At 56.8% G+C, this 23,365-nt stretch carries 18 protein-coding genes; 5 read left to right on the top strand and 13 right to left on the bottom strand.

Going from position 1 to position 23,365, the window contains the following annotated elements; genetic code table 11:
* Positions 1-2: 2 nt before the first annotated feature.
* From ACH3PB_RS19825 to ACH3PB_RS19815, 3 genes are read right to left on the bottom strand one after another with little or no spacing between them, the layout of a single operon-like run.
* Positions 3-1,529 (bottom strand): tripartite tricarboxylate transporter permease, encoded by a 1,527-nt coding sequence (locus tag ACH3PB_RS19825; protein WP_416397219.1) that lies wholly within the window; start codon positions 1,527-1,529, stop codon positions 3-5.
* Positions 1,530-1,555: 26 nt separating this feature from the next.
* A complete protein-coding gene (locus tag ACH3PB_RS19820; protein WP_416397218.1) occupies positions 1,556-2,029 on the bottom strand; it encodes a tripartite tricarboxylate transporter TctB family protein in 474 nt (157 codons plus the stop codon).
* Positions 2,026-3,030 (bottom strand): Bug family tripartite tricarboxylate transporter substrate binding protein, encoded by a 1,005-nt coding sequence (locus tag ACH3PB_RS19815; protein ID WP_416397217.1) that lies wholly within the window; start codon positions 3,028-3,030, stop codon positions 2,026-2,028. The genes ACH3PB_RS19820 and ACH3PB_RS19815 overlap by 4 nt, the downstream gene beginning before the upstream one ends.
* Positions 3,031-3,175: 145 nt before the next feature.
* On the opposite strand from ACH3PB_RS19815, the gene ACH3PB_RS19810 reads away from it, so the two are divergent.
* The 3 genes from ACH3PB_RS19810 (at position 3,176) to ACH3PB_RS19800 (ending at position 8,080) form a co-directional block, all read left to right on the top strand.
* A complete protein-coding gene (locus tag ACH3PB_RS19810) occupies positions 3,176-4,843 on the top strand; it encodes an ATP-binding protein (RefSeq protein WP_416397216.1) in 1,668 nt (555 codons plus the stop codon).
* On the top strand, positions 4,840-5,589 hold the full coding sequence (locus ACH3PB_RS19805) for a response regulator (RefSeq protein ID WP_416397215.1): 750 nt from the start codon (positions 4,840-4,842) through the stop codon (positions 5,587-5,589). Before ACH3PB_RS19810 ends, ACH3PB_RS19805 begins: the two co-directional genes overlap by 4 nt.
* Before the next feature lie 253 nt (positions 5,590-5,842).
* Positions 5,843-8,080: an NADP-dependent isocitrate dehydrogenase gene (locus ACH3PB_RS19800; protein WP_416397214.1), complete on the top strand. Its 2,238-nt coding sequence runs from the start codon at positions 5,843-5,845 to the stop codon at positions 8,078-8,080.
* An 87-nt stretch (positions 8,081-8,167) separates the two neighbouring features.
* On the opposite strand, the gene ACH3PB_RS19795 is transcribed toward ACH3PB_RS19800, so the two are convergent.
* From ACH3PB_RS19795 to ACH3PB_RS19770, 6 genes are read right to left on the bottom strand one after another with little or no spacing between them, the layout of a single operon-like run.
* Positions 8,168-8,515: a Na+/H+ antiporter subunit G gene (locus ACH3PB_RS19795; protein ID WP_416397213.1), complete on the bottom strand. Its 348-nt coding sequence runs from the start codon at positions 8,513-8,515 to the stop codon at positions 8,168-8,170.
* A 10-nt stretch (positions 8,516-8,525) separates the two neighbouring features.
* Positions 8,526-8,795, bottom strand: a complete 270-nt coding sequence (locus tag ACH3PB_RS19790) for a K+/H+ antiporter subunit F (RefSeq protein ID WP_416397212.1) — start codon at positions 8,793-8,795, stop codon at positions 8,526-8,528.
* Positions 8,789-9,286: a Na+/H+ antiporter subunit E gene (locus ACH3PB_RS19785; RefSeq protein WP_416397211.1), complete on the bottom strand. Its 498-nt coding sequence runs from the start codon at positions 9,284-9,286 to the stop codon at positions 8,789-8,791. Before ACH3PB_RS19785 ends, ACH3PB_RS19790 begins: the two co-directional genes overlap by 7 nt.
* Positions 9,283-10,809: a monovalent cation/H+ antiporter subunit D gene (locus ACH3PB_RS19780; protein ID WP_416397210.1), complete on the bottom strand. Its 1,527-nt coding sequence runs from the start codon at positions 10,807-10,809 to the stop codon at positions 9,283-9,285. Before ACH3PB_RS19780 ends, ACH3PB_RS19785 begins: the two co-directional genes overlap by 4 nt.
* Positions 10,809-11,153 (bottom strand): Na+/H+ antiporter subunit C, encoded by a 345-nt coding sequence (locus ACH3PB_RS19775; protein WP_416397209.1) that lies wholly within the window; start codon positions 11,151-11,153, stop codon positions 10,809-10,811. Before ACH3PB_RS19775 ends, ACH3PB_RS19780 begins: the two co-directional genes overlap by 1 nt.
* On the bottom strand, positions 11,154-13,985 hold the full coding sequence (locus tag ACH3PB_RS19770) for a monovalent cation/H+ antiporter subunit A (RefSeq protein ID WP_416397208.1): 2,832 nt from the start codon (positions 13,983-13,985) through the stop codon (positions 11,154-11,156). It lies immediately after the preceding gene.
* 455 nt (positions 13,986-14,440) lie between these two features.
* Between ACH3PB_RS19770 and yegD the strand changes: the two genes are divergently transcribed.
* Positions 14,441-15,892 (top strand): molecular chaperone, encoded by a 1,452-nt coding sequence (yegD, locus tag ACH3PB_RS19765; RefSeq protein ID WP_416397207.1) that lies wholly within the window; start codon positions 14,441-14,443, stop codon positions 15,890-15,892.
* A gap of 201 nt (positions 15,893-16,093) precedes the next feature.
* Entirely contained in the window at positions 16,094-18,178 is a 2,085-nt protein-coding gene (locus ACH3PB_RS19760) for an acyltransferase family protein (RefSeq protein ID WP_416397206.1), read from the top strand.
* A gap of 3 nt (positions 18,179-18,181) precedes the next feature.
* Here the strand turns inward: ACH3PB_RS19760 and ACH3PB_RS19755 are convergent, their stop codons facing one another.
* The 4 genes from ACH3PB_RS19755 to ACH3PB_RS19740 form a co-directional block, all read right to left on the bottom strand.
* Complete coding sequence (locus ACH3PB_RS19755) at positions 18,182-19,213, bottom strand: hypothetical protein (RefSeq protein WP_416397205.1); 1,032 nt, start codon at positions 19,211-19,213, stop codon at positions 18,182-18,184.
* A 186-nt stretch (positions 19,214-19,399) separates the two neighbouring features.
* Positions 19,400-19,948: a hypothetical protein gene (locus tag ACH3PB_RS19750; RefSeq protein ID WP_416397204.1), complete on the bottom strand. Its 549-nt coding sequence runs from the start codon at positions 19,946-19,948 to the stop codon at positions 19,400-19,402.
* Between the two features lie 2 nt (positions 19,949-19,950).
* Complete coding sequence (locus ACH3PB_RS19745) at positions 19,951-21,318, bottom strand: NAD-dependent succinate-semialdehyde dehydrogenase (RefSeq protein ID WP_416397203.1); 1,368 nt, start codon at positions 21,316-21,318, stop codon at positions 19,951-19,953.
* A gap of 148 nt (positions 21,319-21,466) precedes the next feature.
* Positions 21,467-23,308: a cellulase family glycosylhydrolase gene (locus ACH3PB_RS19740; protein WP_416397202.1), complete on the bottom strand. Its 1,842-nt coding sequence runs from the start codon at positions 23,306-23,308 to the stop codon at positions 21,467-21,469.
* Between the last annotated feature and the right edge of the window lie 57 nt (positions 23,309-23,365).

The following is a 23,365-nucleotide window of genomic DNA, read 5'->3' as shown; positions in this document are numbered from 1 at the left end:
GCTTAGTCCGTGATTGGCGTTTTACTGACGGCGCTCTGCATGCGACGTCGCAGCAGTGGTCCGATAACGTAAGGCAGTATCAGACCGAGGGCAGCAACAATCCAGAGGCCAAGCGCGAGTGGTGTGGCAAACAGTGTACTCCATTCACCATCGGACAGGACCAGTGCATGGCTCAGGTTCTTCTCCATCTCGGGGCCCAACAGCATGCCCAGAATCACTGGCACCAGCGGTATGGCCAGCTTGCGCAGAAAATAACCAGCGATGCCGAAGGCCACCATGAAATAGAGATCGAAGGTACTGTGGCTGATCGAGTAAATGCCTACGAAGGCGACCATGGTCACGATCGGTAGCAGATACATCGGCGGCACAGACAGCAGCTTGACGAAGAAACCGATGAGCGGGATGTTCAGCAACAACAGAATCACGTTGCCGATAAGCAGGGCCGCAATGACGCCCCAGACGATGTCGGCGTTCTGCGTGAACATGAGCGGACCTGGCGTGATGTTCAGCGAAATGAGCATCGCGAGTAGCACGGCAGTCGTGCCGCTACCCGGCACCCCCAGCGTCAACATGGGCACTAGCGCACCTGAGGCAGCGCCATTATTGCCAGCTTCAGGTGCAGCCACGCCACGAGGATCGCCTTCGCCAAACCTGCCCTTCTTGCCAAGATACTGCTTCTCAAGCGTATAGCTGACAAAGCTACCTAGAGAGGCTCCGGCACCGGGTAGAACGCCAGCAATGAAGCCGAGTATGCCACCACGGAACATCGTCGGCATCGCCGACATGACGTCCTTTGGCCTGAGCGAAAGCTTGTTGACCTTGATCATCTCACGCCCCGCGCCGGCCTTCTCTTCGATGAAGAACAGCAGCTCCGAGATGGCAAACAGACCAACGATCGCCAGTATGAAATCGATACCTTCGAAGAGCTCAAGCACCCCGAATGTATAGCGCTGCGTGCCTGTTGCGATATCGATGCCCACTGAAGATATCATCAGACCCAGTGCGGCCGCGATAATGGTCTTCACCGGATTCTTGCCTGCGATGCCGCCTAGTGTGGCGAAGGCGAGCAAAAACAGCGCAAAATATTCAGCCGGACCGAAGGTCAAGGCGAAGCGTGCCAGCACCGGCGCCAACATGATCAGGCCGATGGTACCGATGAGGCTACCGACGAAGGACGCAATGGCGGACATTGCCAGCGCTTCAGCGGCACGCCCTTTTTTCGCCATCGGATAGCCGTCAAGGCAGGTCATCATCGCCGGCTCGTCGCCGGGAATATTCAACAGGATGGAGGAGATTCTTCCGCCATACATCGCGCCAGCATACACCGCGGTGAGCAGTATCATCGACGTCTCGGGCGATAGCCCGAGGGTGAATGCCAGTGGAATCAGAATCGCGACACCGTTGGCCGGACCAAGGCCGGGCAAGGCACCGATGATCGTGCCGATGAAGGCGCCGAATAGCGCGAACATCAGGTTTTCAAAAGTCAGCGCGACGGCAAAGCCAGTCATCAACAGCTGTAGTGTTTCCATGATCGTTACCCGATTTTATTGTTGTATCAGAGGGCGAGGAGCCCCTCGGGAAGACTCAGTTCGAGTCCATAATTGAACAGCGCGAACACCAGCACCGCACTTGCAAGGCCGGTGAGAAAGGCTGGCCGGGGGTGCGCGCCCATGCGCCAGCACAGGCTACCCACTGCCAGTGTTGTCGCAATGACGAACCCCAAAGGCTCCAGCAACGCTGCGTACACGATGAGAATGACAACCGCTAGCAGCAGTTCGAAGCCGGTGCGTCCGGCCGGCCAATGTGCATCCTCATCCGGCTTGACGATCAGGTAGAGACTTGAGAGCGCCAGCACCACGGACAGCAGTGTCGGGAATGTTTCAGGGCCTACGGATTCTGCGCCGCCAAAGGGTTCCGGCCACTGCTGGGACACCCAGCCATAGGCCACCGCGAGCACGAGTAGCCCGACACCCAGCAGTCGGTCGCCCCATGCACTGGGCCTCGCTCGTGGATCGGTCGCGGCGCTCATTTCAGCAGACCTATTTCACGTGAAAGTTCTTCGATGTCGGTGACCTGTGCACGAATGAATTCATCGAAACTCCCTTCGTCATTCTCGAAGGGGATCAGTCCACTGGTTTTCATGACCTGCTTCCACTGCTCGCTGGCATACACTTTATCGATGGCGTCGCCCCAAAAAGCCTTGGCTTCTTCAGAGGCGCCGGCCGGCATGTAGAAGCCGCGCCAGTTCGGGGCAACGGCATCAATGCCCTGCTCTTTAGCGGTAGGGATGTCGCTGAACTTGCCTGGCAGACGCTCGGGCGCAAGCACCGCGAGGACGCGAATATCACCCGATTCCAGAAAACCTGTGGCCTCGGAGACGTCACCAGTGAAGGCATCGACCTGACCACCGACGATCTGCGTCAGTGCTTCGCCGCCATTGTTGTAGGAAAGGTATGGGATGTGGGGCAGATTCTCGACGCCACCTGCTTTGGCGGCTATCAGAACCTTCAGATGATCCCAGCCACCACGGGCACTGGCGCCGGCATATTTCACTGCACGCGGATCCTTCTTGCTTGCCTCGAGCAATTCCGGCAGTGTCTTGTAAGGGGAATCCTTGAGCACTGCGATGATGCCGTAGTCGGCACCGACCGACCCGAGCCACTCGACCATTTCGGCCTTCATGCCAGGGAACTGCTTCTGCGCGAGACGCGTGGTTGTTGCCGTCGAGGCGGCGACGATGACTTTATCGTCCTTGCTGCGCTTGCTGATGGTATGTGCGAAAGCAACACCACCGCCAGCGCCAGCCATATTGGTGGTCTGCATGGTGCCCGGTATGAGACTCAGATCTTTCAGTACATTGGCCACGTTCCGGCAAGTGAAATCCCAGCCGCCGCCAGGATCAGACGGGGCAATACATTCGACCTTGCCACTTGGCTGCCACGCCAACGCGGAGAAGCTGATTGTTGAAACAAGAACTGCCGTGACGACAGTCAGGCGCTTTGAAGACAGATAATGTGCAACAGGTATCATGGTGACCTCGGCTTATTGTTGTTGATGCCTGCCCACGGTACCGATAGCCGTACCCAGTACGAAAGATTGCGAACGTAAGGGGTATTGAGTGCTTAAAGCGAATAAAGTGCATACTGTTCACACATAACAAGATCATGACCTGTCTATGTCCTCCCCCTCCATATCAATGCCGTGGCAGCGCTACAGCAAGCTGAAGCTCAAGACCCGCATGATTCTCGTGCTCGGCCTGGTCAGTGCGCTGCAGACTGCGCTCATTGGCGGCTTCGCCGGCTACTATCTCAGCGATGCGCTCTATGACGAAATCGGCCAGCGCGCCCTCATGGTCTCCAGGACAGTCGCCGCCTTGCCTTCTGTCATCGAGGGCGTGAAGTCCCGTGATAGCGACCGCCTGCTTGCACTGAGTGCCCGCCTTACAGCCACCAATGAAGCCCTGTTCATCGTGATTGGTGACCATCAGGGCATACGGCTCGCCCATCCGGATGTGTCCAGAGTAGGCGCCTCAATGGCCGACGACGACGGCGACCTCGGCCTGGAGGCGCTGCAGGAAGGTCACGGCTATATATCTCGAGCGATGGGCAGTCTTGGGCTTTCCATGCGTGGCAAGGCCCCTATACGGGATGACCTCAATGGCGAAGATGGCAACATCATCGGCATCGTATCGGTGGGCTATTCGCTGGCTCAGGTACAGTCGACGATCCAGCGCTACAATGCGGTGCTCTATAGTGTGATGGGTCTGATGCTGCTGGGTAGTGTGGCGGCCGCCATAGTGATTGCCGGTCGATTCAAGCGCGCTATCTTCGGGCTCGAACCGGAGGAGATCGCTGCGCTGTTCCAGGAGCGAAACGCTACGCTCGAATCGGTTCGCGAAGGCATCATCGCGGTTGATCGCAATGGCATCATCACCACGTTCAACCGCACCGCAATCCAGACACTTGGACTCGAACCGTCTACCGCGCTTGCCGGGCAGCCGATCGAAGCCATACTGCCGGAGAATGATCTCATGTCGGTATTGAGAACGGGAGAATCGGCTTTCGATCTGGAGGTCTGGCTTCGCGGGCGACAGATGATCGTGAACCGGCTGCCAGTGCGGCAAGGCGACACCATTATTGGTGTCGTTGCGAGTTTCCGTCTGCGTGACGAGCTTGATCAGGTAAGCCAGCAGCTGACGCGAATCCAGCAATATGCCGAGACACTGAGAAGCCAGACCCATGAGTACTCGAACAAGCTGCATACCATTGCGGGCCTGATCCAGATTGGTGCCGCAGAACAGGCACTTGCGCTGATCAGTAGCGAAGTGACTGATCATCAGGCTCTGATTCATCTGCTGCTCGATGCCGTGCCTGACCCTGTTCTCGCCGGTTGTCTGCTTGGCAAGTATAACCGTGCACGCGAGATGGGGCTGCGGCTGGTCATCGACCCCGACAGTCAGATGGCACAGCTGCCTCCAGAGCTGCCGAAGGAACAACTGGTCAGCGCGCTGGGCAACCTGATCGACAACGCACTCGAGGCCACCCTTCACCATCACGGCGCTGAGGGCCTGGTACACCTGTCAATGACTGACCTGGGCCACGATCTGATATTCGAAGTCGAGGATCAGGGGCCGGGAATTCCAGCCGACCAGCATGAGCGAATTTTCGAGAGGGGCGTGTCCAGCAAGACAGAGTCTGATCACGGTATCGGTCTCTACCTGGTACGGCAATTCGTTAGCCGCTGCGGTGGGTCGGTCACTGTCGAAAACCTCCAGCCGGAAGGCAGCCGCTTCACGCTCTACATACCCAAGGTCTTCAGCCCGTCAACAGGAGCGCCCACGTGAACAGCATCCGTTTATTGATCGCCGAGGACGATCGTCAGATTGCAGAAATCCAGCGGCGCTTCATCGAGCGCATCAATGCGGCTGGCGATGTTACTGGTTGCACCGTGCCAGATATCGAGCTCTGCGGTATAGCGCATACGCTGGCGGATGCTCGCGACCAGATTGAAGTACTGAAGCCAGATCTGGTGTTGCTGGACGTCTGGTTCCCTGACGGTAGCGGCCTGGAACTATTGCGGGAACTGCGCGCCAGTGACAGCAGCACCGACGTCATACTGATCACCGCTGCGAAGGAAGTAGAGACTCTGCGAAGTGCGTTGAGAGGCGGCGTGTTCGACTACATCTTGAAGCCGCTCGTGTTTGAGCGGTTGCAGGAGGCCGTACAACGCTTCAGCGAACATCGGCAGACATTAGAGGGCATGCATGACGTTGCACAGGCGGCTGTCGATGCATTATTGCCGAGGCAGCAGGTCGATAGTGTGGCATCTGCCGCAGGGGCGAAGAAGCCACAGCAGGACGGCAGGCTGCCGAAGGGGATCGACGCCCTCACCCTGGAGAGGATTCGTTCGACCCTCAGCAAACAGGACACCTGGACCGCCGAGTCGGTAGGTAACGAAATAGGTGCCTCCAGAACGACTGCTCGACGCTATCTGGAATATCTGGTGAGTGCCGGGGAACTGATGCCTGAGGTCAACTACGGCGCGGTGGGACGACCTGAGCGGCAGTATGTGCCAGCTCGCCCGAAATGAGCGAATAACCACCAGCTGACGTATTTGACAAGTGAAAGCGCACCAGCTTGAATCATTTGCACCAGCGCGGCGCACGTCCGCGTAGCTTAGACCAAGGTTTGAGCGGCCTCTTCATTCACAGCCGCGTTTTAGGTGGCTAGTGATTGCGGTACCTTCCCGTGGCCGCTAAGCTTGCGTCTCAAATCTTGTAACGCAGCATCGCTGTACCGGCGTGGCCACCCTTACCGCGCCCCCGACTCCTAGGCGAAGTACCATGACAGGTTCCGTGAACACAATTCACTACACCAAGACCGATGAAGCCCCAATGCTGGCAACCTATTCGTTGCTGCCAGTTATCAGGGCATTTACCGCGCCCGCCGGCGTACAGATCGAGTTGAGCGATATATCGCTCGGCGCCCGTATACTGGCTACCTTTTCAGATTATCTCGAAGAAGACCAGCGCGTACCTGATGCCCTGGCCGAGCTGGGCGAACTAACGCTCAAACCTGAGGCGAACATAGTCAAGCTGCCGAATGTCTCTGCCTCAATCCCCCAGCTCCGCACGGCTATCGCCGAGTTACAGGCGAAGGGCTACAAGATCCCCGATTTCCCTGATGAGGCCGACGATGACGCCAGCCGGGAAATCCGTCAGCGCTATGGCAAGGTGCTCGGCAGCTCGGTGAATCCGGTGCTGAGAGAAGGAAATTCCGACCGACGCGCACCGACTTCAGTGAAGAACTACGCTCGCAAGTTTCCTCACTCAATGGGTCAGTGGAGCATGGCGTCGCAGACCCACGTTGCACACATGCGTAAAGGTGACTTCTATTCAAGCGAGAAGTCAGTGGTCATGGAGCAGGATGACGTGCTGCGAATCGAGCTGGTCAAGCCTGACGGCCAGGTCGATGTGCTCAAGGCAGAAACGCCAGTCCTCGCAGGTGAAGTCGTGGACGCCATGTTCATGAGCGTGAAAGCCCTGCGCAAGTTCTTCGAAGAACAGATGGAAGATGCCAAGCAGACCAACCTGCTGTTCTCGCTGCATGTAAAAGCCACCATGATGAAGGTCTCGCATCCCATCGTGTTTGGCCACGCGGTTACCGTCTATTTCAAGGAGCTTTTCGAGAAGTATGGCGAACTCTTCGATCAGCTCGGCGTGAACCCGAACAACGGGCTTGCGAACGTGCATCAGAAGATCGAAGCCCTGCCCTACTCCATGCGTTCGGAAGTCGAGACGAAGATTCGCAAGTGCTATCGCGACCGACCCGAAATTGCCATGGTTGATTCGGACAAAGGCGTCTCCAACCTGCATGTGCCAAGCGACGTTATCGTCGACGCATCCATGCCCGCCATGATCCGCAGCTCAGGCAAAATGTGGGGTGCGGACGGCAAGTTGAAAGACACCAAGGCCGTGATTCCTGAAAGCACCTATGCTCGCATCTATCAGGAGGTGATCAACTTCTGCAAAACAAACGGCGCGTTCGACCCGACCACCATGGGCACAGTGCCCAATGTCGGATTGATGGCCCAGCAGGCAGAAGAATACGGTTCACACGACAAGACTTTCGAGCTCAAGAGTGATGGTGTCGTTCGTGTGGTCGATCGGAAAGGCACCGTGCTGATGGAGCACGAGGTCGAAAAAGGCGATATCTGGCGCATGTGTCAGACCAAGGACGAGCCGATTCGTGATTGGGTCAAACTCGCCGTGAATCGCGCCAAGCTCTCGGGCATGCCCGCAGTGTTCTGGCTCGATCCCAAGCGGGCTCACGATCGTCAGCTGCAGGCCAAGGTCGAGCGCTATCTGCAGGAACTGGATCTGACTGGCGCTGACATCACCATTCGCTCGCCAGTAGCGGCCATCCGTCTGACCATGGAGCGCCTGATCATGGGCCAGGATACGATCTCGGTCACTGGCAACGTACTGCGTGACTATCTCACCGATCTGTTCCCGATCCTCGAACTCGGCACCAGCGCCAAGATGCTATCGATCGTGCCGCTGATGAAGGGCGGCGGGCTGTTCGAAACCGGCGCTGGCGGCTCTGCACCCAAGCATGTGCAGCAATTCACTGAAGAGGGCCACCTGCGCTGGGATTCACTCGGTGAGTTCCTGGCGCTGGCGGTGTCGCTCGAAGATCTCGGTCAGAAAACGGGCAACACACAGATCGAGATCCTGGCGAAGACACTGGATCAGGCCACCGGCAAGCATCTGGAGCTGGACCGGGCGCCACGGCGCATGCCAGGCGAGCTGGATAATCGCGGCAGTCATTTCTATCTGACACTCTACTGGGCCGAGGCGCTTGCAGCACAAACTGAAGACAAGGACCTGGCAGAACGATTCAAGCCAATTGCCAAAGCGCTTTCAGAGCAGGAGGAGAAGATTCTTCAGGAGCTGAAGGACGCGCAGGGACAGCGAGTAGATATCGGTGGATATTACCTGCCCGACGAAACGCTGGTGGCGAAGGCCATGCGGCCGAGTCAGACCTTCAACGCTGTGCTGGAGAAACTGACTGGGGCCTGATCGGCCTACAGTCTTTGCTCAACGCTGACAGCGCCTGCTGTCAGCGTCCACTCTAACCCGCCCGCCAAACACCCTTCCAAAGAAGTATCAGCTATCGCGGTTCCGTTTCAGCGTGTCCTCACCCTGAGTGGGCTTCATGACGTCGAGATGATGATGCAACGCTGTTTTCGCCAGCATATGTGCGGTAATCGGCGCAGTGATGAACAGGAACAGCGTGATCAATAGCTCATGCACACTCAGACTACCCGACTGAGCGGTGAAATGGATGGTCGAGGCGATCAGCATCGCGCCGATACCCAGCGTAGTGGCCTTGGTTGGACCATGGAGCCGGGTAAAGAAGTCCGGCAACCTGATCAGGCCCACAGATCCGATGAGGGCGAAAACGGCGCCTATCAGGATGAAGACGGCCACGATAATCTGCAGTGTTCCACTCATTTCAACCACCCTATTCGATGATGTCGCCGCGCAAGAGGTACTTGCACACAGCGATGGTACTCACGAATCCCAACATGGCAATCAATAGCGCCGCCTCGAAAAATAACGGCGTATCCTGCCAGATCCCATACAGCAGGATAAGTGCAATGCTATTGATATACATGGTATCCAGCGCCAGTATTCTGTCGGACGGATCCGGACCGATGATCAGACGCCAGAGATTCAGCAGAAGCGCAAGGCACAGCAGCGCGAAGGCAGCGGTGATTATCCAGTTCAACATCCAAAGATCTCCTGTAGCGGCGCCTCATAGCGCTGCCTGATCTGCTCGATGGCAGCCGGCACATCATCGACATGCAGACCATGAACCAGCAGTCGGCTCCTATCACCGGACAGTTGTGCGCTCACCGTGCCCGGCGTCAGCGAGATAGTGCTGGCAAGAATGGTAATGGGGAAGTCGCCTTTGATCGCCAACGGGTATTCAAAGAATGCCGGACGCAGCGCCTTACTCGGCCCGAGTATCCGTCGTGCCACCTCGAGATTGGCTATGATGATGTCGAACACGAGTATGATAATAAACTTCACCATCAACAGCGGCTTCTTCACGTCTGCCTGTGGATCCCAGAAATGATAGGTTAACCGGGGGATGCCAATGGCCAGGATCAGGCCGAGCAGGACGTGCCCAAATGCGACGGTGTTATTCAGCAACAGCCAGACTGTCCAGAGCAACAGGCTGAGCATTGGACGGGGAACGATCGTTCTAAACAGACTCATGGCCGAACACCTCCTGCCGCAGAAACACCTGGCAGGATTTGTCGAACGAGGTCCCCCGGTGCGTGCAGCTGCGCTGCAGTGGCTGCAGTATATTCCGCGACCGACCCGCCAAAAATGGCTAGGAGCGGGGCCGCTGATAGCAGTAAGAGCGTAGCCACCACCTTGCCTGGTGCCGCCGGCTCCGCCTTGGTGGCGCCTTTGCTTACTCGCCAGAATACGGTGGTCCCGGTTCTGGACAGAGCGATCAGTACCATCAGACTCGATAGCAGCAGCGGCGGCCAGAGCCACAGCTTGTCAGTAACGCCCATTGTCGCCTTTAGCAGCAACGCCTTGCCGATGAATCCTGAGAAAGGTGGCATGCCGACGATGGCTATCGCGCCGAGGAAAAACATGCCCCCGAGCAGTAGCGGCTGCGCCAGCGGATGGGTTCCGACGATACGATCACCCGCCTGCCCCCGCTGTCTGGCAATGAGGTCGACAAGCAGGAAGAGCCCTGCACTTACCATGGTGGTATGGATCAGGTAATACAGCAGTGCGGCCGTTGCGTCTTCGGAGTTCAGCGCCATGGCGCCAAGCAAGGTGCCGATGGAAACCACTACCAGATACGCAATTTGTGTACGCATATCCTGCGCCGCCATGACGCCGACTGCGCCCGCAAATATCGTAATCACCGCAGCCGGCCACAGCCAGAAAATTGCCAGGTTGCTGAGCGCACCTGCATCTTCACCGAATACCAAGGTGAAGACCCGTAGCATCGAATAGATGCCCACTTTGGTCATGATGGCGAAAAGGGCTGCTACCGGGGCAACCGCAGCTGCGTAAGTGCGAGGCAGCCAGAAATATAATGGAAAAGCGGCAGCCTTCAGGCCAAAGACCACCAGCAATAACAATGCACCCGCCTCTACCAGGGATTGATCCTCAGCGGGCACTGTCGCCACCTTGCTGGCCATATCGGCCATGTTCAGGGTGCCGAGCGTGCCATAGAGAATACCGAGTGCGAAGAGGAACAGACTGGAGCCAACGAGGTTTAGAATGACATAGTGCACATTGGCCCTTGTCTTCTGTTTCCCACCGCCATGAATAACCAATGCGTATGAAGCGATAAGCAGTATTTCGAAGAACACGAAAAGGTTGAACAGGTCTCCAGTGAGGAAGGCGCCGTTGAGTCCCATCAGCTGGAACTGCATGAGCACGTGGAAGAAACTGCCGGTCGTATCATCGCTATGGCAGGCATAGAGAATCGCAGAAAAGCCCAGGAGACTGGTCAATACAAGCATCAGCGCACTGAGCCGGTCGAGCACCAGGATGATGCCGTAGGGCGGCTGCCAATCGCCTAGCGCATAAATGGTAATCTCGCCGGTTGATGCCTGAATCAGAAGCCAGATCGATATCATCAGCACCGATGCCGACGCGATCAGGGAAGCGCAGCGCTGACGCCAGACCGACTTGTGCATCGCGGGCAAGATCAGGAGTATGCCGACGATGAGCGGAATCAGAATGGGTAATATTGCCCCATGTTGCATCAGTTCGGCTCCCCATGGCTCTGCTCTTCACGGCCATCGACGTGGTCATTCCCCAGGTCGGCCCTCGCCCGCAACGCAAGGATGACCACAAAGGCGGTCATGGCAAAGCCGATCACTATGGCCGTCAACACCAGCGCCTGGGGCAGCGGATCAGCATAGATAGCTGATTGACCCACTACTGGCACCCCACCTTCTACCAGGCGACCAGACGCGAACAGGAAGAGGTTGACCGCATATGCCAGCAAAGTCAGCCCCATCACGACAGGGAAGGTCCGACTCCGAAGCACGAGGAAAACACCGCAGGCTGTAAGCAGGCCCACACAGAATGCATACAACGCTTCCATCTACCGCATCTCCTTTTTCAGCGTCGAGTGACGATCATCGATCTGGTCTGGTGCTGCATCACGAAACGGCGTGCTGAACTTACCCAGGTTCGCCAGTATCAACACCGTAGCACCCACCACCGTAAGGTAAACGCCGAGATCAAAGGCAATTGCACTGGCCAGTTCGAACTCGCCGACCAATGGCCACTCGAAATAGTCAAACCAGGATGTCAGGAAGGGCTTTCCGAAGAGCCAGCTGCCCATCCCGGTCAACGTGGCAATTAGCAGGCCGCAGGCAATCAGCGTCTGATAATTAAGCTTCAACCGCCCCTTGATCCACTCTACGCCATGCGCGAGGTACTGCAGGATGATTGCGACAGAGGTGATCAATCCCGCTATGAATCCACCGCCCGGGAGATTATGCCCTCGCAGGAATATGAATACGGATACCAGCAGCGCCAGTGGCAACAGACTCTGCGCCACTGTGGCGAGTAATGGAGGATGCTTATCCTTCGCCCAAGCCCGACCAAAGGCGTCGCGGGTGGGCAGAAACAGCTTCGCGTGCATGAGCAACTTGTAGATACCAAGAGCCGCTATACCCAGCACGGTAATCTCACCCATGGTATCGAAGCCTCTGAAATCTACCAGTATGACATTGACCACGTTGGTTCCACCGCCGCCTGGCTTGCTCTCGGCAAGAAAGAAATCCGCAATGCTTGTTAGCGGCCGGGTCATGAGCGCGTAGCAGACGCCACCGATCATTGTTCCACTCAGCACGGCCAGCACGATATCCCGCAACACCCGCGATTGGGTTGATTCACGAGGCATCTCCTGCGGCAGGAAAAATAGCGCAAGGATCAGCAGAATGATGGTGACAACTTCGACCGCTAACTGTGTCATTGCCAGATCCGGCGCAGAGAAGCGGGCGAAAACGATGGAGACAATCAGCCCCACGACCGACAGCATCAGCAACGCAACCAGCCGCTGGTTGTGCCACAGCACCGTCAGCAGGGTCGAGGCAGCCAGGAGTACTGCGGCAGTAATTGCGACGCCGTCAAGAGGCAGCATTTCGCGGCTGCCGGCTAGCGGCACCAGATTGATCAGCACAGAGCCCATCATGATAAGCGTAGCCAGGAAGAGCAGCCCGAGGTACCGCTGCAACGAACCGTTTTCGAGGCCCAGCGTCAGGCGCTGACATAGTCTGACAAAACGCTGGATTTCCCGCTCGACCACCAGATTGGCATCAGGCTCCCGGAAGCGCGCCTGAAAGCGGAACAGTTGAGCGCGTGAGGCATATACTGCCAGGCCGCCAAGCAATGCCACGGCGCTCATGAGCAGAGGCAGATTGAAGCCATGCCAGACGGCCAGACTGAACTGAGGCACCTCGGTACCTAATACCGAACTTGAAGCAGAACGCAGAAGGTCGTATACGGCAAGATCCGGAAAGACGCCGACCGCCAGACAGATGGCCACCAGGATCTCTATCGGCACCCGCATATACCGTGGGGGTTCGTGCGGCGTCTTGGGGAGATCAATCGGCTCGCCGTTGAAGAACACATCGTGAATGAATCGAAGTGAATAGGCGACCGAGAATATGGCCGCCACCGTTGCGAGTACGGGAATGACCCAGGAGAAGGCACCGAACAGATCCTGCGCCAGCGTCTCTGCGAAAAACATTTCCTTCGAGAGAAAGCCGTTCAGCAATGGCACCCCAGCCATGGCCGACGCCGCCACCATGGCGAGCACCGCGGTATACGGCATGTACTTGAGCATACCGTTGATCTTGCGCATGTCGCGTGTGCCGGTTTCATGATCGACGATGCCGACGGCCATGAACAATGAGGCCTTGAAGGTTGCGTGATTGATGATGTGGAACACTGCGGCCACAGCGGCGAGCTGGGTACTGAGCCCGAACAGCAGTACGATAAGACCCAGGTGGCTGATGGTGGAATATGCCAGCAAGCCCTTCAGATCATGCTTGAAGAGGGCAAAATACGCACCGAGCAGCAGGGTGCACAAACCAGCTCCGCTCACCAGGACAACCCAGAGTTCGGTGCCGGAAAGCACCGGGAAGAACCTCGCCAGCAGGAATATACCGGCCTTCACCATTGTCGCGGAATGAAGATAGGCGCTAACCGGCGTCGGCGCTGCCATGGCGTGCGGGAGCCAGAAATGGAAGGGAAATTGAGCTGATTTGGTGAATGCGCCGAGCAGTACCAGCACCAGCGCTGCCGAATACCATTCATGTTCACGAAGCAGATTACCGCTGTCCAGCACCACCTGAAGACTGTAGCTGCCGACCATCTCGCCAATAAGCAACAGTCCTGCCAGCAAGGCCAGCCCACCTGCACCGGTGACTGTGAGCGCCATCCGTGCGCCTTTTCGGCTTGAGGATCGCTGCCACCAGAAGCTGATCAGCAGGAATGAACTGATGCTCGTGAGCTCCCAGAACATCCACAACTGTATGAGGTTGTCGGACAGCACGATACCGAGCATGGCGCCCATGAACAGCATCAGCATGCTGAAAAATCGTCCTAGCGAATCCTTTTCCGACAAGTAGTAACGCGCGTAGAGGATGACAAGCAGGCCGATACCGAGAATCAGGATTGCAAACAGCAGCGCAAGCCCATCGAGTCTGAAGGCAAAGCTCAGCCCGAGCTGAGGCACCCATTGATAGCTTGTCTGAACCAATTCACCAGCGAAAACCGTCGGCAGAACCCACAGCGTCACGGCCAGCGCAATGCCAGGGGCGACCGCAGTCATCCAGGCGCATGTCGTGCGCCCAAAGCGCTCGCCAAACAGTGGCACCAGTGCCCCCAGCCAGGGTAGCAAGGCGATAAAAAGGAGCTTCATTCGATTTCCTGTCCGTTTCGCGACCCGATGATGATCAATTGAGCCAGATTATAGCTTCTCAGAGCGATTTCCGGACGCTCTGCCTAAACAATCAGAGTTAAAGGGGTGACGGCGGGTCTGGAAAGAACGGATAACGTACGCTACCGGCTTTGCTATCAGGGTTTCTGGTGGCTGGTCGAGGGCGTCGCAATTCAGCTTCCTGTTCTGTACATCTTTGTATGTGCATCCAGCCAGCATCGATCAGATGAGAACTGGGCTTTGATTGATAGGGCTATGATGTGCCGACAATTTTCATTATCTGGACTATAGGAGGAATGCTGCGCTGTAACAAGGGCGGGGCCAAATTCCCTCGAGGCGAGCGCACCCGCCACTCAGCTCAGCCGACCCTGCCCCGCGATATTTGGTATCCTGCGCGGTTCAGTAGTCGTCCAACCAGCAGGAGATCCCCCACCGTCATGTACGCAGGCATAGATTTTGGCACTTCGAATTGCTCCATCGGCAAGTGGGAAAACGATGCCCCTCTACTGGTGCCGCTCGAAAATGGCAGCACTCGCCTCCCCTCAGCTATCTATACCTCGCGCACGCACGTAGCAGTCGGGCGCATAGACGAAGACGAGCTTGCCCTGAGAGTCAGTAGAGCCACCGCACTGAACCGACAGCAGTCCAGGGAAGCTGGCAGCGTGCGCGAGCTCACCGCTGCCGAAATCGAGAACATCGAACGAGGTCTCATGCGCCGCGAGCTGGAAGAGCGTGCCCAGAGGAAAAGTGAGTCAGAAACCATACGGTCGGCGCTATATGCCGATAGCGAAATCTTTTTTGGTGAAGCTGCCATCGAGCGCCATGCTGAAGATCCGCTGAGCGGCTACTTCATGAAGTCACCGAAATCATTCCTCGGCGCGGATCTGGAGACGCCACAGCTCGAGCTTTTCTCCGAAATCGTCACGCGCATGCTTTCCCATATCAAGACCACAGCCGAAGGTGAAGGTGAAGCTGATGATCAGATCACCAGCATCGTCCTGGGCCGCCCGGTTAATTTCCACGGCAACAAAGCGGATGGTAACGCGCAAGCGCTCAATCTGATGGAGCGGGCAGCTATTTCGGCTGGATTCGAGCAAATCGAGTTCCTGATGGAACCTGTAGCGGCTTCGCTCGACTATGAGCGGCAGCTACAGCAGGACACCATAGTTCTGGTGCTTGATATTGGTGGCGGCACCACGGACTGCTCGATGGTCGAAATTGGCCCAACTTTCAGGGGGCGCAGCGACAGGTTGAGTTCAGTGCTCGGTTATGCAGGTAATCGTGTCGGTGGGATTGATTTGGACATCAAGCTGGCATTCGAGCGTCTCATGCCCTTATTTGGTCGGGGCACATCTCAACGAAGCGGCCTGCCCCTGCCAAACTCACTGTTCTGGAAACCCATAGCCGTCAATGACGTCAATTTACAGGCCGAGTTCGCGTCACGACAGGAGGCTGCGAGCCTGCATAGCTTTCTAAGGGCGGCGGTCGACAAGCAGAAGTTCTCTCGTCTTATCACTTTGCAAGGAGAACGTCTGAGCCATCGACTGAGCCGCAGCGCAGAAATGGCCAAGATTGCGCTGACGGACCAGGCGCGGGTAGACGTTTCACTGGACTATGTGGAGATGGATCTAGGTATCGATATCTCCCGTGATCAACTACGTGATGCCATCGAAAAGGAGCTCAAGCTCTTCATCTCGCTGATGAAAGAAGCCGAAGCACAAGCCGGTGTGAGGCCAGACGTGGTGTATGTCACCGGGGGTTCAGCCCGCTCGCCGGTCGTCGAGTCGTGGATACGTACTCACTATCCCGGTGTGGACATCGTCGTAGGTGACGCATTCGGTAGCGTGACCTCAGGACTGACTACCTGGGCGCACCAGATTTTTCGATGATCTAGGCTGCCAAGCCCAAATCAGCTCGAATCGATGCGATATGGCCGGATTTGATGACACTTATGTTAAAGGGTTGTCAAAACGAGCAGCAGGCGATGGTTTAGAACATTACGAAACTTTATAGTTCACGTCCCCCGAGGAATTGTTTCTCGACCATTTTCGGATAGACCCAGATCTACCATGTCGCAGCACCTTAAATACATGCCTCATATTGATGGCCTTCGCGCTGTCGCTGTCCTGAGCGTGCTGCTGTTCCACCTCGACCTGAGTTGGATTCGGGGCGGCTTCGTGGGCGTCGACGTTTTTTTTGTCATCAGTGGCTTTCTCATCACCGCGCTCATCAAGCGTGAGATCGAAAGCTCGAACCGTCTTGACTTCAAACGCTTCTACATCCGCCGGCTCTGGCGGCTCGCACCAGCCTTCCTGACGGTACTGGCCTTCACTACGCTCGGCGCTGTACTGCTGCTCTCACCGATGCACCTGGAGCGCTATGGCGCCTCTGTGGTGTCTGCGCTGCTCAGTTTGTCTAACATCTATTTTTTCACCGAAGGCGGCTACTTCGACTTTGCGGCCCAGCTCAAACCACTCTTACATACCTGGAGTCTGAGCATCGAAGAGCAATTTTACCTGCTGTGGCCTGTGACCATGCTTCTCTGCTTCAAGGCGGGACTGATGCGCTGGATGCCGGCGCTGCTCGCCCTGCTGACAGCATTCAGTCTCTACCTGAATGTCGTGTTTTCAGATGGCCAGACGGCGCTCATCGATGCGATGTTTACCCGCCTCGAACCCTTCACCGATGGCAAGAATACGATTTTCTTTCTGCTGCCTTTCCGGATTTTCGAGTTCGCCATCGGTGCCGGACTCGTCTGGGCGATAAACATCAGGGTCCGCCAGCAGATCGTGGTCGATGCAATTTTCTGGCTTGGTCTGGCAGCATTGGCAGCCTGCTTTTACCGCTATCGCGAATGGATGCTGTTCCCCTCGTTCTTCGGAGTCGTGCCCTGCATAGCTGCGGCCATGATTATCTATGCCGGCGGAGAGGCACGAGGCCGCCAGGTGCTCACCAACCCTTTCGCGCTTTGGTTTGGGCTGATCAGCTACTCACTGTATCTGGTGCATTGGCCACTCATCGTATTCACCAAATATGTTCAGGCGCATGCGGAACTCTCAATGTTCGCAGTCATCGTGCTCGGACTGGCGTCGATTGTGCTGGGATGGCTACTACACAAATTCGTCGAAACACCCTGGCGTTTTGGGTTCGGGACGTACGACGACAAAGCACAGGCGGGCGGGCTGCACCGTCGCCTACGCCTACTGCCACTTGCAGGTCTGGCCGCACTCGGCGTTGCGGGTCTCAGCATGAGTCTCAGCAAGGGCTGGTCCTGGCGGATCGACACCTCGATCGGCAGCGAATACGTGGCCTACGGCAGCGCATTTCCGAAGGCCTTCACTGGTGGCGCGGGCTTCGCCAACTCGGGACAGGTAGTCAGCCTCGAGAATATCCCTGACATCATTATCATGGGGGACAGCCATGCCAGGCACTACATTAATGGTCTTCAGGAAATCATCGCGGAGCCAGCGGGACTCAGCCTGTATGCAGCGGCAAACGACAGTTGCCTGCATCTGCCAGGGTTCACCCGCAAGAGCGCAGGAATGGACTGGGACCGTGCCTGTCCTGGCGGCCTGAGGGAGGCTCTTGATTACGTCGAACAGGCAAAGCAGGCGGGCAAGACGCCTGTGGTGATACTTTCGCAATTCTGGCTTTTCCAGATTGCCTTCGCCGACCGCCTGACTGCCGAGGGTGAGAAGGCGGGTCGACAGATTGATCTGACAGATGTGCGAGAGGGTCTACTGGAGCTCAAGTCCATGCTTGGGGACGCGGAGCTCATCGTGATTGGCAATGTGCCTGGCACCGCGCAGGTCGATATCATGGATCAGCTGACCCGGCCAGCACTCAGCCGCACCATGGCGAAGCCGGACACGCTCTTTACCACGCCAATCGAAGACGGGAGACTGAAACGGGAGCGGCAGTTCAACAAGTCCCTCGAAGCCTTCGCTTCGAAAAGCCAGAGCTTCACCTTCCTCAATCCGTTCGGTGCGCTGTGCCAGCAAGGTCGCTGCGTGACGGTTGTCGATCGCAGACATCCCGTTTATTCAGATAGTCATCACCTGAGTCAATATGGCTCCAGACTGGTCATCAAGAAGTTCGCGCCCGTGATCCGCAGGGTCATTGCCAACAACTTCCCTGAAGCCTTTCGCACGTCCTCCGTCCAGCATATGCGATGAACCTCAGAGCACCTGCACCGTTTCAAAGCTGCCGTCACTCGCAGCGTCGAAATGATATTCGGTGTAGCCGTCGTAAATTTCCAGCTTGAGGGTCGAACTCCCATCTCGCAGCAGGATCGTGCCCGACCAGAAACTCTCCACTGACGAGTTGTACATCAGCGGGGAAGATAGCTCGATGCTATAGTCCTCACCCAAACTGCCCAGCCCTATCCTGAAGGGGGCCGGGCTGTTCAGCTGACCATCTTCCTGCTCATAGTTCGCTGGCTGCTTCTCGAGCGCAAGAGTGAAATCGTACAGACCGAATTCCAGCCGGCGGCTGTCGAGTGGCATTTCCAGGTACGACTGACCCGAAAGCGCCAGTTTCAGGGGCGAGTGCAAAGTATACCGGATGTCACCCTGCTGATAACTGCCGGTACGAGAACTGTTCAGACTGCCATACCGATCGTACATCAGTGTTATCTGACCGCTTTCACTGACGAATTCCAACGATTGACCGATCAGACCACTGATGACTTCGGCTGTAAAGCTGCCGACCTGAAGATACGACTCGCTCAGCGGACCTACACAATAATTCATTTCTGTGCGCTGCCGTGCGCCTGCCCCAAGCAAGATTTGACCGTCGCCGTAGTTGAAACGGGGTCCGGCCAGAAGAGTTGCTCGCGCCTGTCCGCCACGAGCACAGAGCTGATGAGAGAGGTCGAGCTCCGCAGCCAGGTTCCGACTGTGGGCAAGCTGCGCAGGGTCCGCAGGCGAGATGCGGGAGAGTTCGTTACTCATGCGCCGGCGAAGAAAATCGAGAATACGCAGTGTTTCTGAAGTGACCTGCGGCAATTTGTCCTCGTTCAACACACCCGGCTTGTAAGCTCTGATCTGAAGTGCCGAAGGGCTGTCGTGGCCGAGTCTGTTTGAGGTCGCAAATCGGGAGTTACGGTTGTTCTCACCCGCCGTTTCGTCATCTTCACTTCCGCTGCAGCCAGAGAGACCAAACTGTAAAGCAGCAACCACAACAGCCGCGGTAAAATAACGCTTTTCCAAGATACGACCTTCCCTGTAAGCCTTGTTTTTTAGGAGTGTGCTGACTTCCCTTGCACAGCCGCGGGCATAGTAGAAAGTTAGGACAATCCAGGTCAATGGGCTCGGATAGGTATTGCGGGGCGAACATAATTTTTTCGTAAGATCTTGAACTGGCGCTCATTTCTGATTAGCACCAGTCACCAAACCTTAGGCTGGGGATGGCTTTGAAGCAGCTAGATATCGAAGAATTTTTGCACCATTGATCGCACCAGAAGACTCCCGCATTGGCAGCCGAAGCATATATTCTTCATCGGTATGGCCACTGCGGAACAGCCGTCGTATCGGCTCCGCATCAGGCCTCACTTTCGCATGTACCTCATTGGACGCAGTATTACCGCCTGAGTCGCTGCCTTCCCTGCCAGGCAAACTCAGTCTTGCGCGCACCTTCTCTTCGTCGAGCTGGCTGAACTCGAACAGATCGAACTGGACATCGCGACTGGCAAGAACCCAACGCCTCTCGGAAGAGCTGTAAAATAGGGTGTGGCCATACTCGAGTCCGCTATTGATAAGCTCGACCCATTCACGCGAGTTTACCGGCGCTGACTGGCTCGCGTATCCCGCGTTTTCCAGTTCGGATGCCAGCCGGGCAAATCTCGGATCCGGTTCAAGAAATCGGCTCGAACAGGCGGACAGGCCAACCGTCAAAAAGAGGCCGATCAAAGCACCCAGGTAGGAAGCCGCGACAGATCTGTCCATGCTCACTCCGGCAGCATCACAGTCTTCAGGTTCATGAATTCACGGAGTCCGAAGCGGGCAAGCTCGCGTCCGTGGCCTGAGCGCTTGATGCCACCGAAAGGGGCTTCCGGTGCAGAGGCGAGCATTTGATTGACGGCGGTCATACCTGCTTCGATGTCGCGAATGAAGCGCTCCTGCTCAGCCTTGTCTCTGGTCCAGACAGACGAGCCAAGACCAAAGGGAATGTTGTTCGCAAGATGAATGGCATCATCGATATCTTTCGCGCGGAACACCATGGCAATGGGACCGAAGATTTCTTCCGAGGCAACCGGCCCTTCCGGATCGACATCGGTCAGAATGCCCGCGGTCAGATACGCTCCATCGCCTGCCAGCCGCTCGCCTCCGAACAGCAGCTTGGCACCATTCTTCTTCGCCTGCTCCAGTTGATCGATCACGGTGTCTCGCTGATCGAGGCTCGAGAGCGGCCCCATGTCGGTGGCGTCGTCCATCGGGTCACCGGCTTTCACGGCTTTCATAGCCTCGCCAAATCGGTCCATGAAGTCGTCATAGATATCAGTGTGAACGATCATTCGCTTGGCACAGATGCAGGACTGGCCCGTATTCTGGGTTCTCCCCTTCACAGCGTGCTGCACGGCCTTATCCAGATCCGCTGAAGGCATGACAATGAACGGATCCGAGCCGCCAAGCTCCAGCACGACTTTCTTCAGCTGTTCACCGGCCTGCTTGGCGACGGCCTGCCCTGCACCCTCACTACCGGTGAGCGTGACGGCGGTTACCCGATCGTCCGCAATAATATCGGCGACCGCATCAGACTTGATCGCAAGATTCTGGAACAAACCCTCGGGCGCCCCGGCATCACGCATCATATCTTCCATCAGCCCTGCCACGCCCTGGACGATACTGGCATGTTTCAACAGTGCCACATTGCCAGCCAGAATCGTCGGTGCGAGAAAGCGCACCGCCTGCCAGTACGGGTAGTTCCAGGGCATGATAGCCAGCACTGGACCCTGCGGGAGCCATCTCGCTTCGGCAGTGCCACCACTTGCCAGCTCCCAACGCTCCGGCTCGAGCATGGCTGGCCCTGCCTTGGCATAATGACGGAACAGCGCAGCACATTTTTCAACTTCAGCAATCGAAGTTTTGAGCGTCTTGCCCATCTCTTCGGTTGCCATGCGGGCAAGCCGTTCCTTATTGGCCTCGTACTGATCAGCAATCTTTATAAGGAGCTTCGTTCGTTCGTCAATGCCAGTCTGGCGCCAAGCCTTATATGCCGAGGCAGCCTTGCCGAGCTTCGTCTCTATTTCGCTTTTGGTCAGTTCAGGATGGGTCGCTATCTGCTTACCTGTGGCGGGGTTGACACTCTTGAACATGATGCTCTCCTCTGAAAGATGCTGGTCATTCGTTAGAGAGGATACGATAGCGACTGGGCGGCAGACGTTCCACAGCCAGAAAGCTGACAAAAATCATGGCGCTGCGTCCATCATGGCCAGGCGCCTGTTGCAGGCGCCCGGCTATCGACTATAGTGCGCTGCAGGTAGCCTTGCTGATATCGCCGCTCTGTGAACCCTTGAAGCCGAAACTGGCAGACTGGTTCGGGCTGAGACGGCTGTTGTAACTGACGCCTTCGAAGATTACTCGCCTGCCAGAAACCGACACCACCTTCGATGACCAGTTTTCAAGAACCTGCACGGGCTGTGGGAAATCCACGGCGACTTTCCAGTTCGACACGGGCTGATCGCCCGAGTTCTTTACTTCAATGCCGTTCAGGACGAAGACATTGCCCCAGGCATCTTTCTGCCCAATCGTGCAGTTGACCGAGCCATTCCCTGGCTCGCCGCCAGTATCCGTGCCACCGCCACCCGTCGAGGCACGTTTGATGTCGAGGTAGTTGAGGTTGGTCATACCATCGAGGAAGGTCACTTTCACCGTCGCGTTGGCCGGGATGTTCACGCCCCGGATTGTCTCACTCGCCCATGCCTGCCAGCCCGCGCCGTCTGTCGACACGATACCAGCCAGCTGGCCATTGACATCGACCCTCACCCGCTGCCCGTTATTCACACTGGCCAGACGAGCTGTGATGTCGAAGGTGCCGCCTGCAGCGCCGACTTTGTAGGTGAGCGTCTCGCCCGCTTCGGTCCAGCCGATATTGCAGGTGCTTTCGGAGGCATTCTGGACGTCGACGTCAAGTCCGTAGTAGGTGCAGTTCGACGAAGACGCACTGGCGTTCCCTGATGACTTGTCCGAGGCTGCAGTATAGTTCTCCGCCTCGATACGGCCGGGCAGATTCACCACGCCCTTATAGCCGCCGGTAGTACCACCACCGGCACCACCACCGCTACCGCCGTCAGAACCCCCACCCGTGCCACTGCCGGTCTTGTTAGGCCAGGTCTGGATGAGGTTTTTCACGTAGCGGCCCGAGTCCGTCAGCATGCTATCCGACCACTGACCGTTTGACGCCGCACCCGGACGAAAGGCTGAGGCGCCTTCACTCTTATCGTTCAACGCCCAGTTGGCGTTGCCCAGCGAGTGCTGCTTCATGAACGCAGCCCAGCGGTCGGTTTCGGTTCGGTTCACACCACCATTGCCGTCCGCATTTACACTGCCCCACTCCGTCACGAACAGCGCTGCCCCCTTGCTCATCGCATACGCGGCCTTGTCACGCAATCCCTGACCATGGGTGCCTGCGTAGAAGTGCAAGGTATAGGCGATATTGGCATAACCGCGAATCGGGTTGTCCGCCGCTTGATCGACATCCTGCGACCAGGTGGTGGTGCCAACAATGATGAGGTTATCCGGATCAATGGCTCTAATGGCCTTGATGACCTGCTCTGCATAGGGCTTTACATGCTGCGCCCAGGTCACGTCGTTCTTCGGTTCATTGAAGATTTCATAGATGACGTTGCTGTTCTTACCGTACTTGCGTGCCATGCGCTGGAAGAATTCAACGGCCTCGGCCGTGTGCTCATGCGCGTAATGGGAGTGCCAGTCGATGATGACATACATGTCGTTCGCAATGGCGGCATCGACAACGGCCTCAGTACGACGAAGGTTGCCTTCACGATCGGAAAGATATCCACCGCTTTCTTCGACACCCATGGCAGCCCGCACGAGGTTGCCTCCAAAGAACTTCTTGACGCCGCCTACAGCGCCGGCAGTGTAGTACTTCTCGCCACCCCAGCCAGAATTTGACCAGAACATGCTCATGCCGCTCAGCTGAGCGACCTGGCTACCTGCTTTTATCGTGGAGCCACTGACAGAAAGCGCCGGCGGAGCGGCCAGAACCATTTCTGGCACAATCGAGAGCGCTGCCATGAATACTGTCGCCCATACCAATTGCTGAGGTGTTCGCTTGTTTACCATCTATCAATCCTGTTCTTGTCACTATGGCAGTGATACTGACAGGCTCTGAAGTTGCAC

Origin of the sequence: Allohahella sp. A8 (genome assembly GCF_047946665.1) — a bacterium.
Classification (GTDB): domain Bacteria; phylum Pseudomonadota; class Gammaproteobacteria; order Pseudomonadales; family Oleiphilaceae; genus Allohahella.
This window is presented reverse-complemented; position numbering and strand designations above follow the sequence as displayed.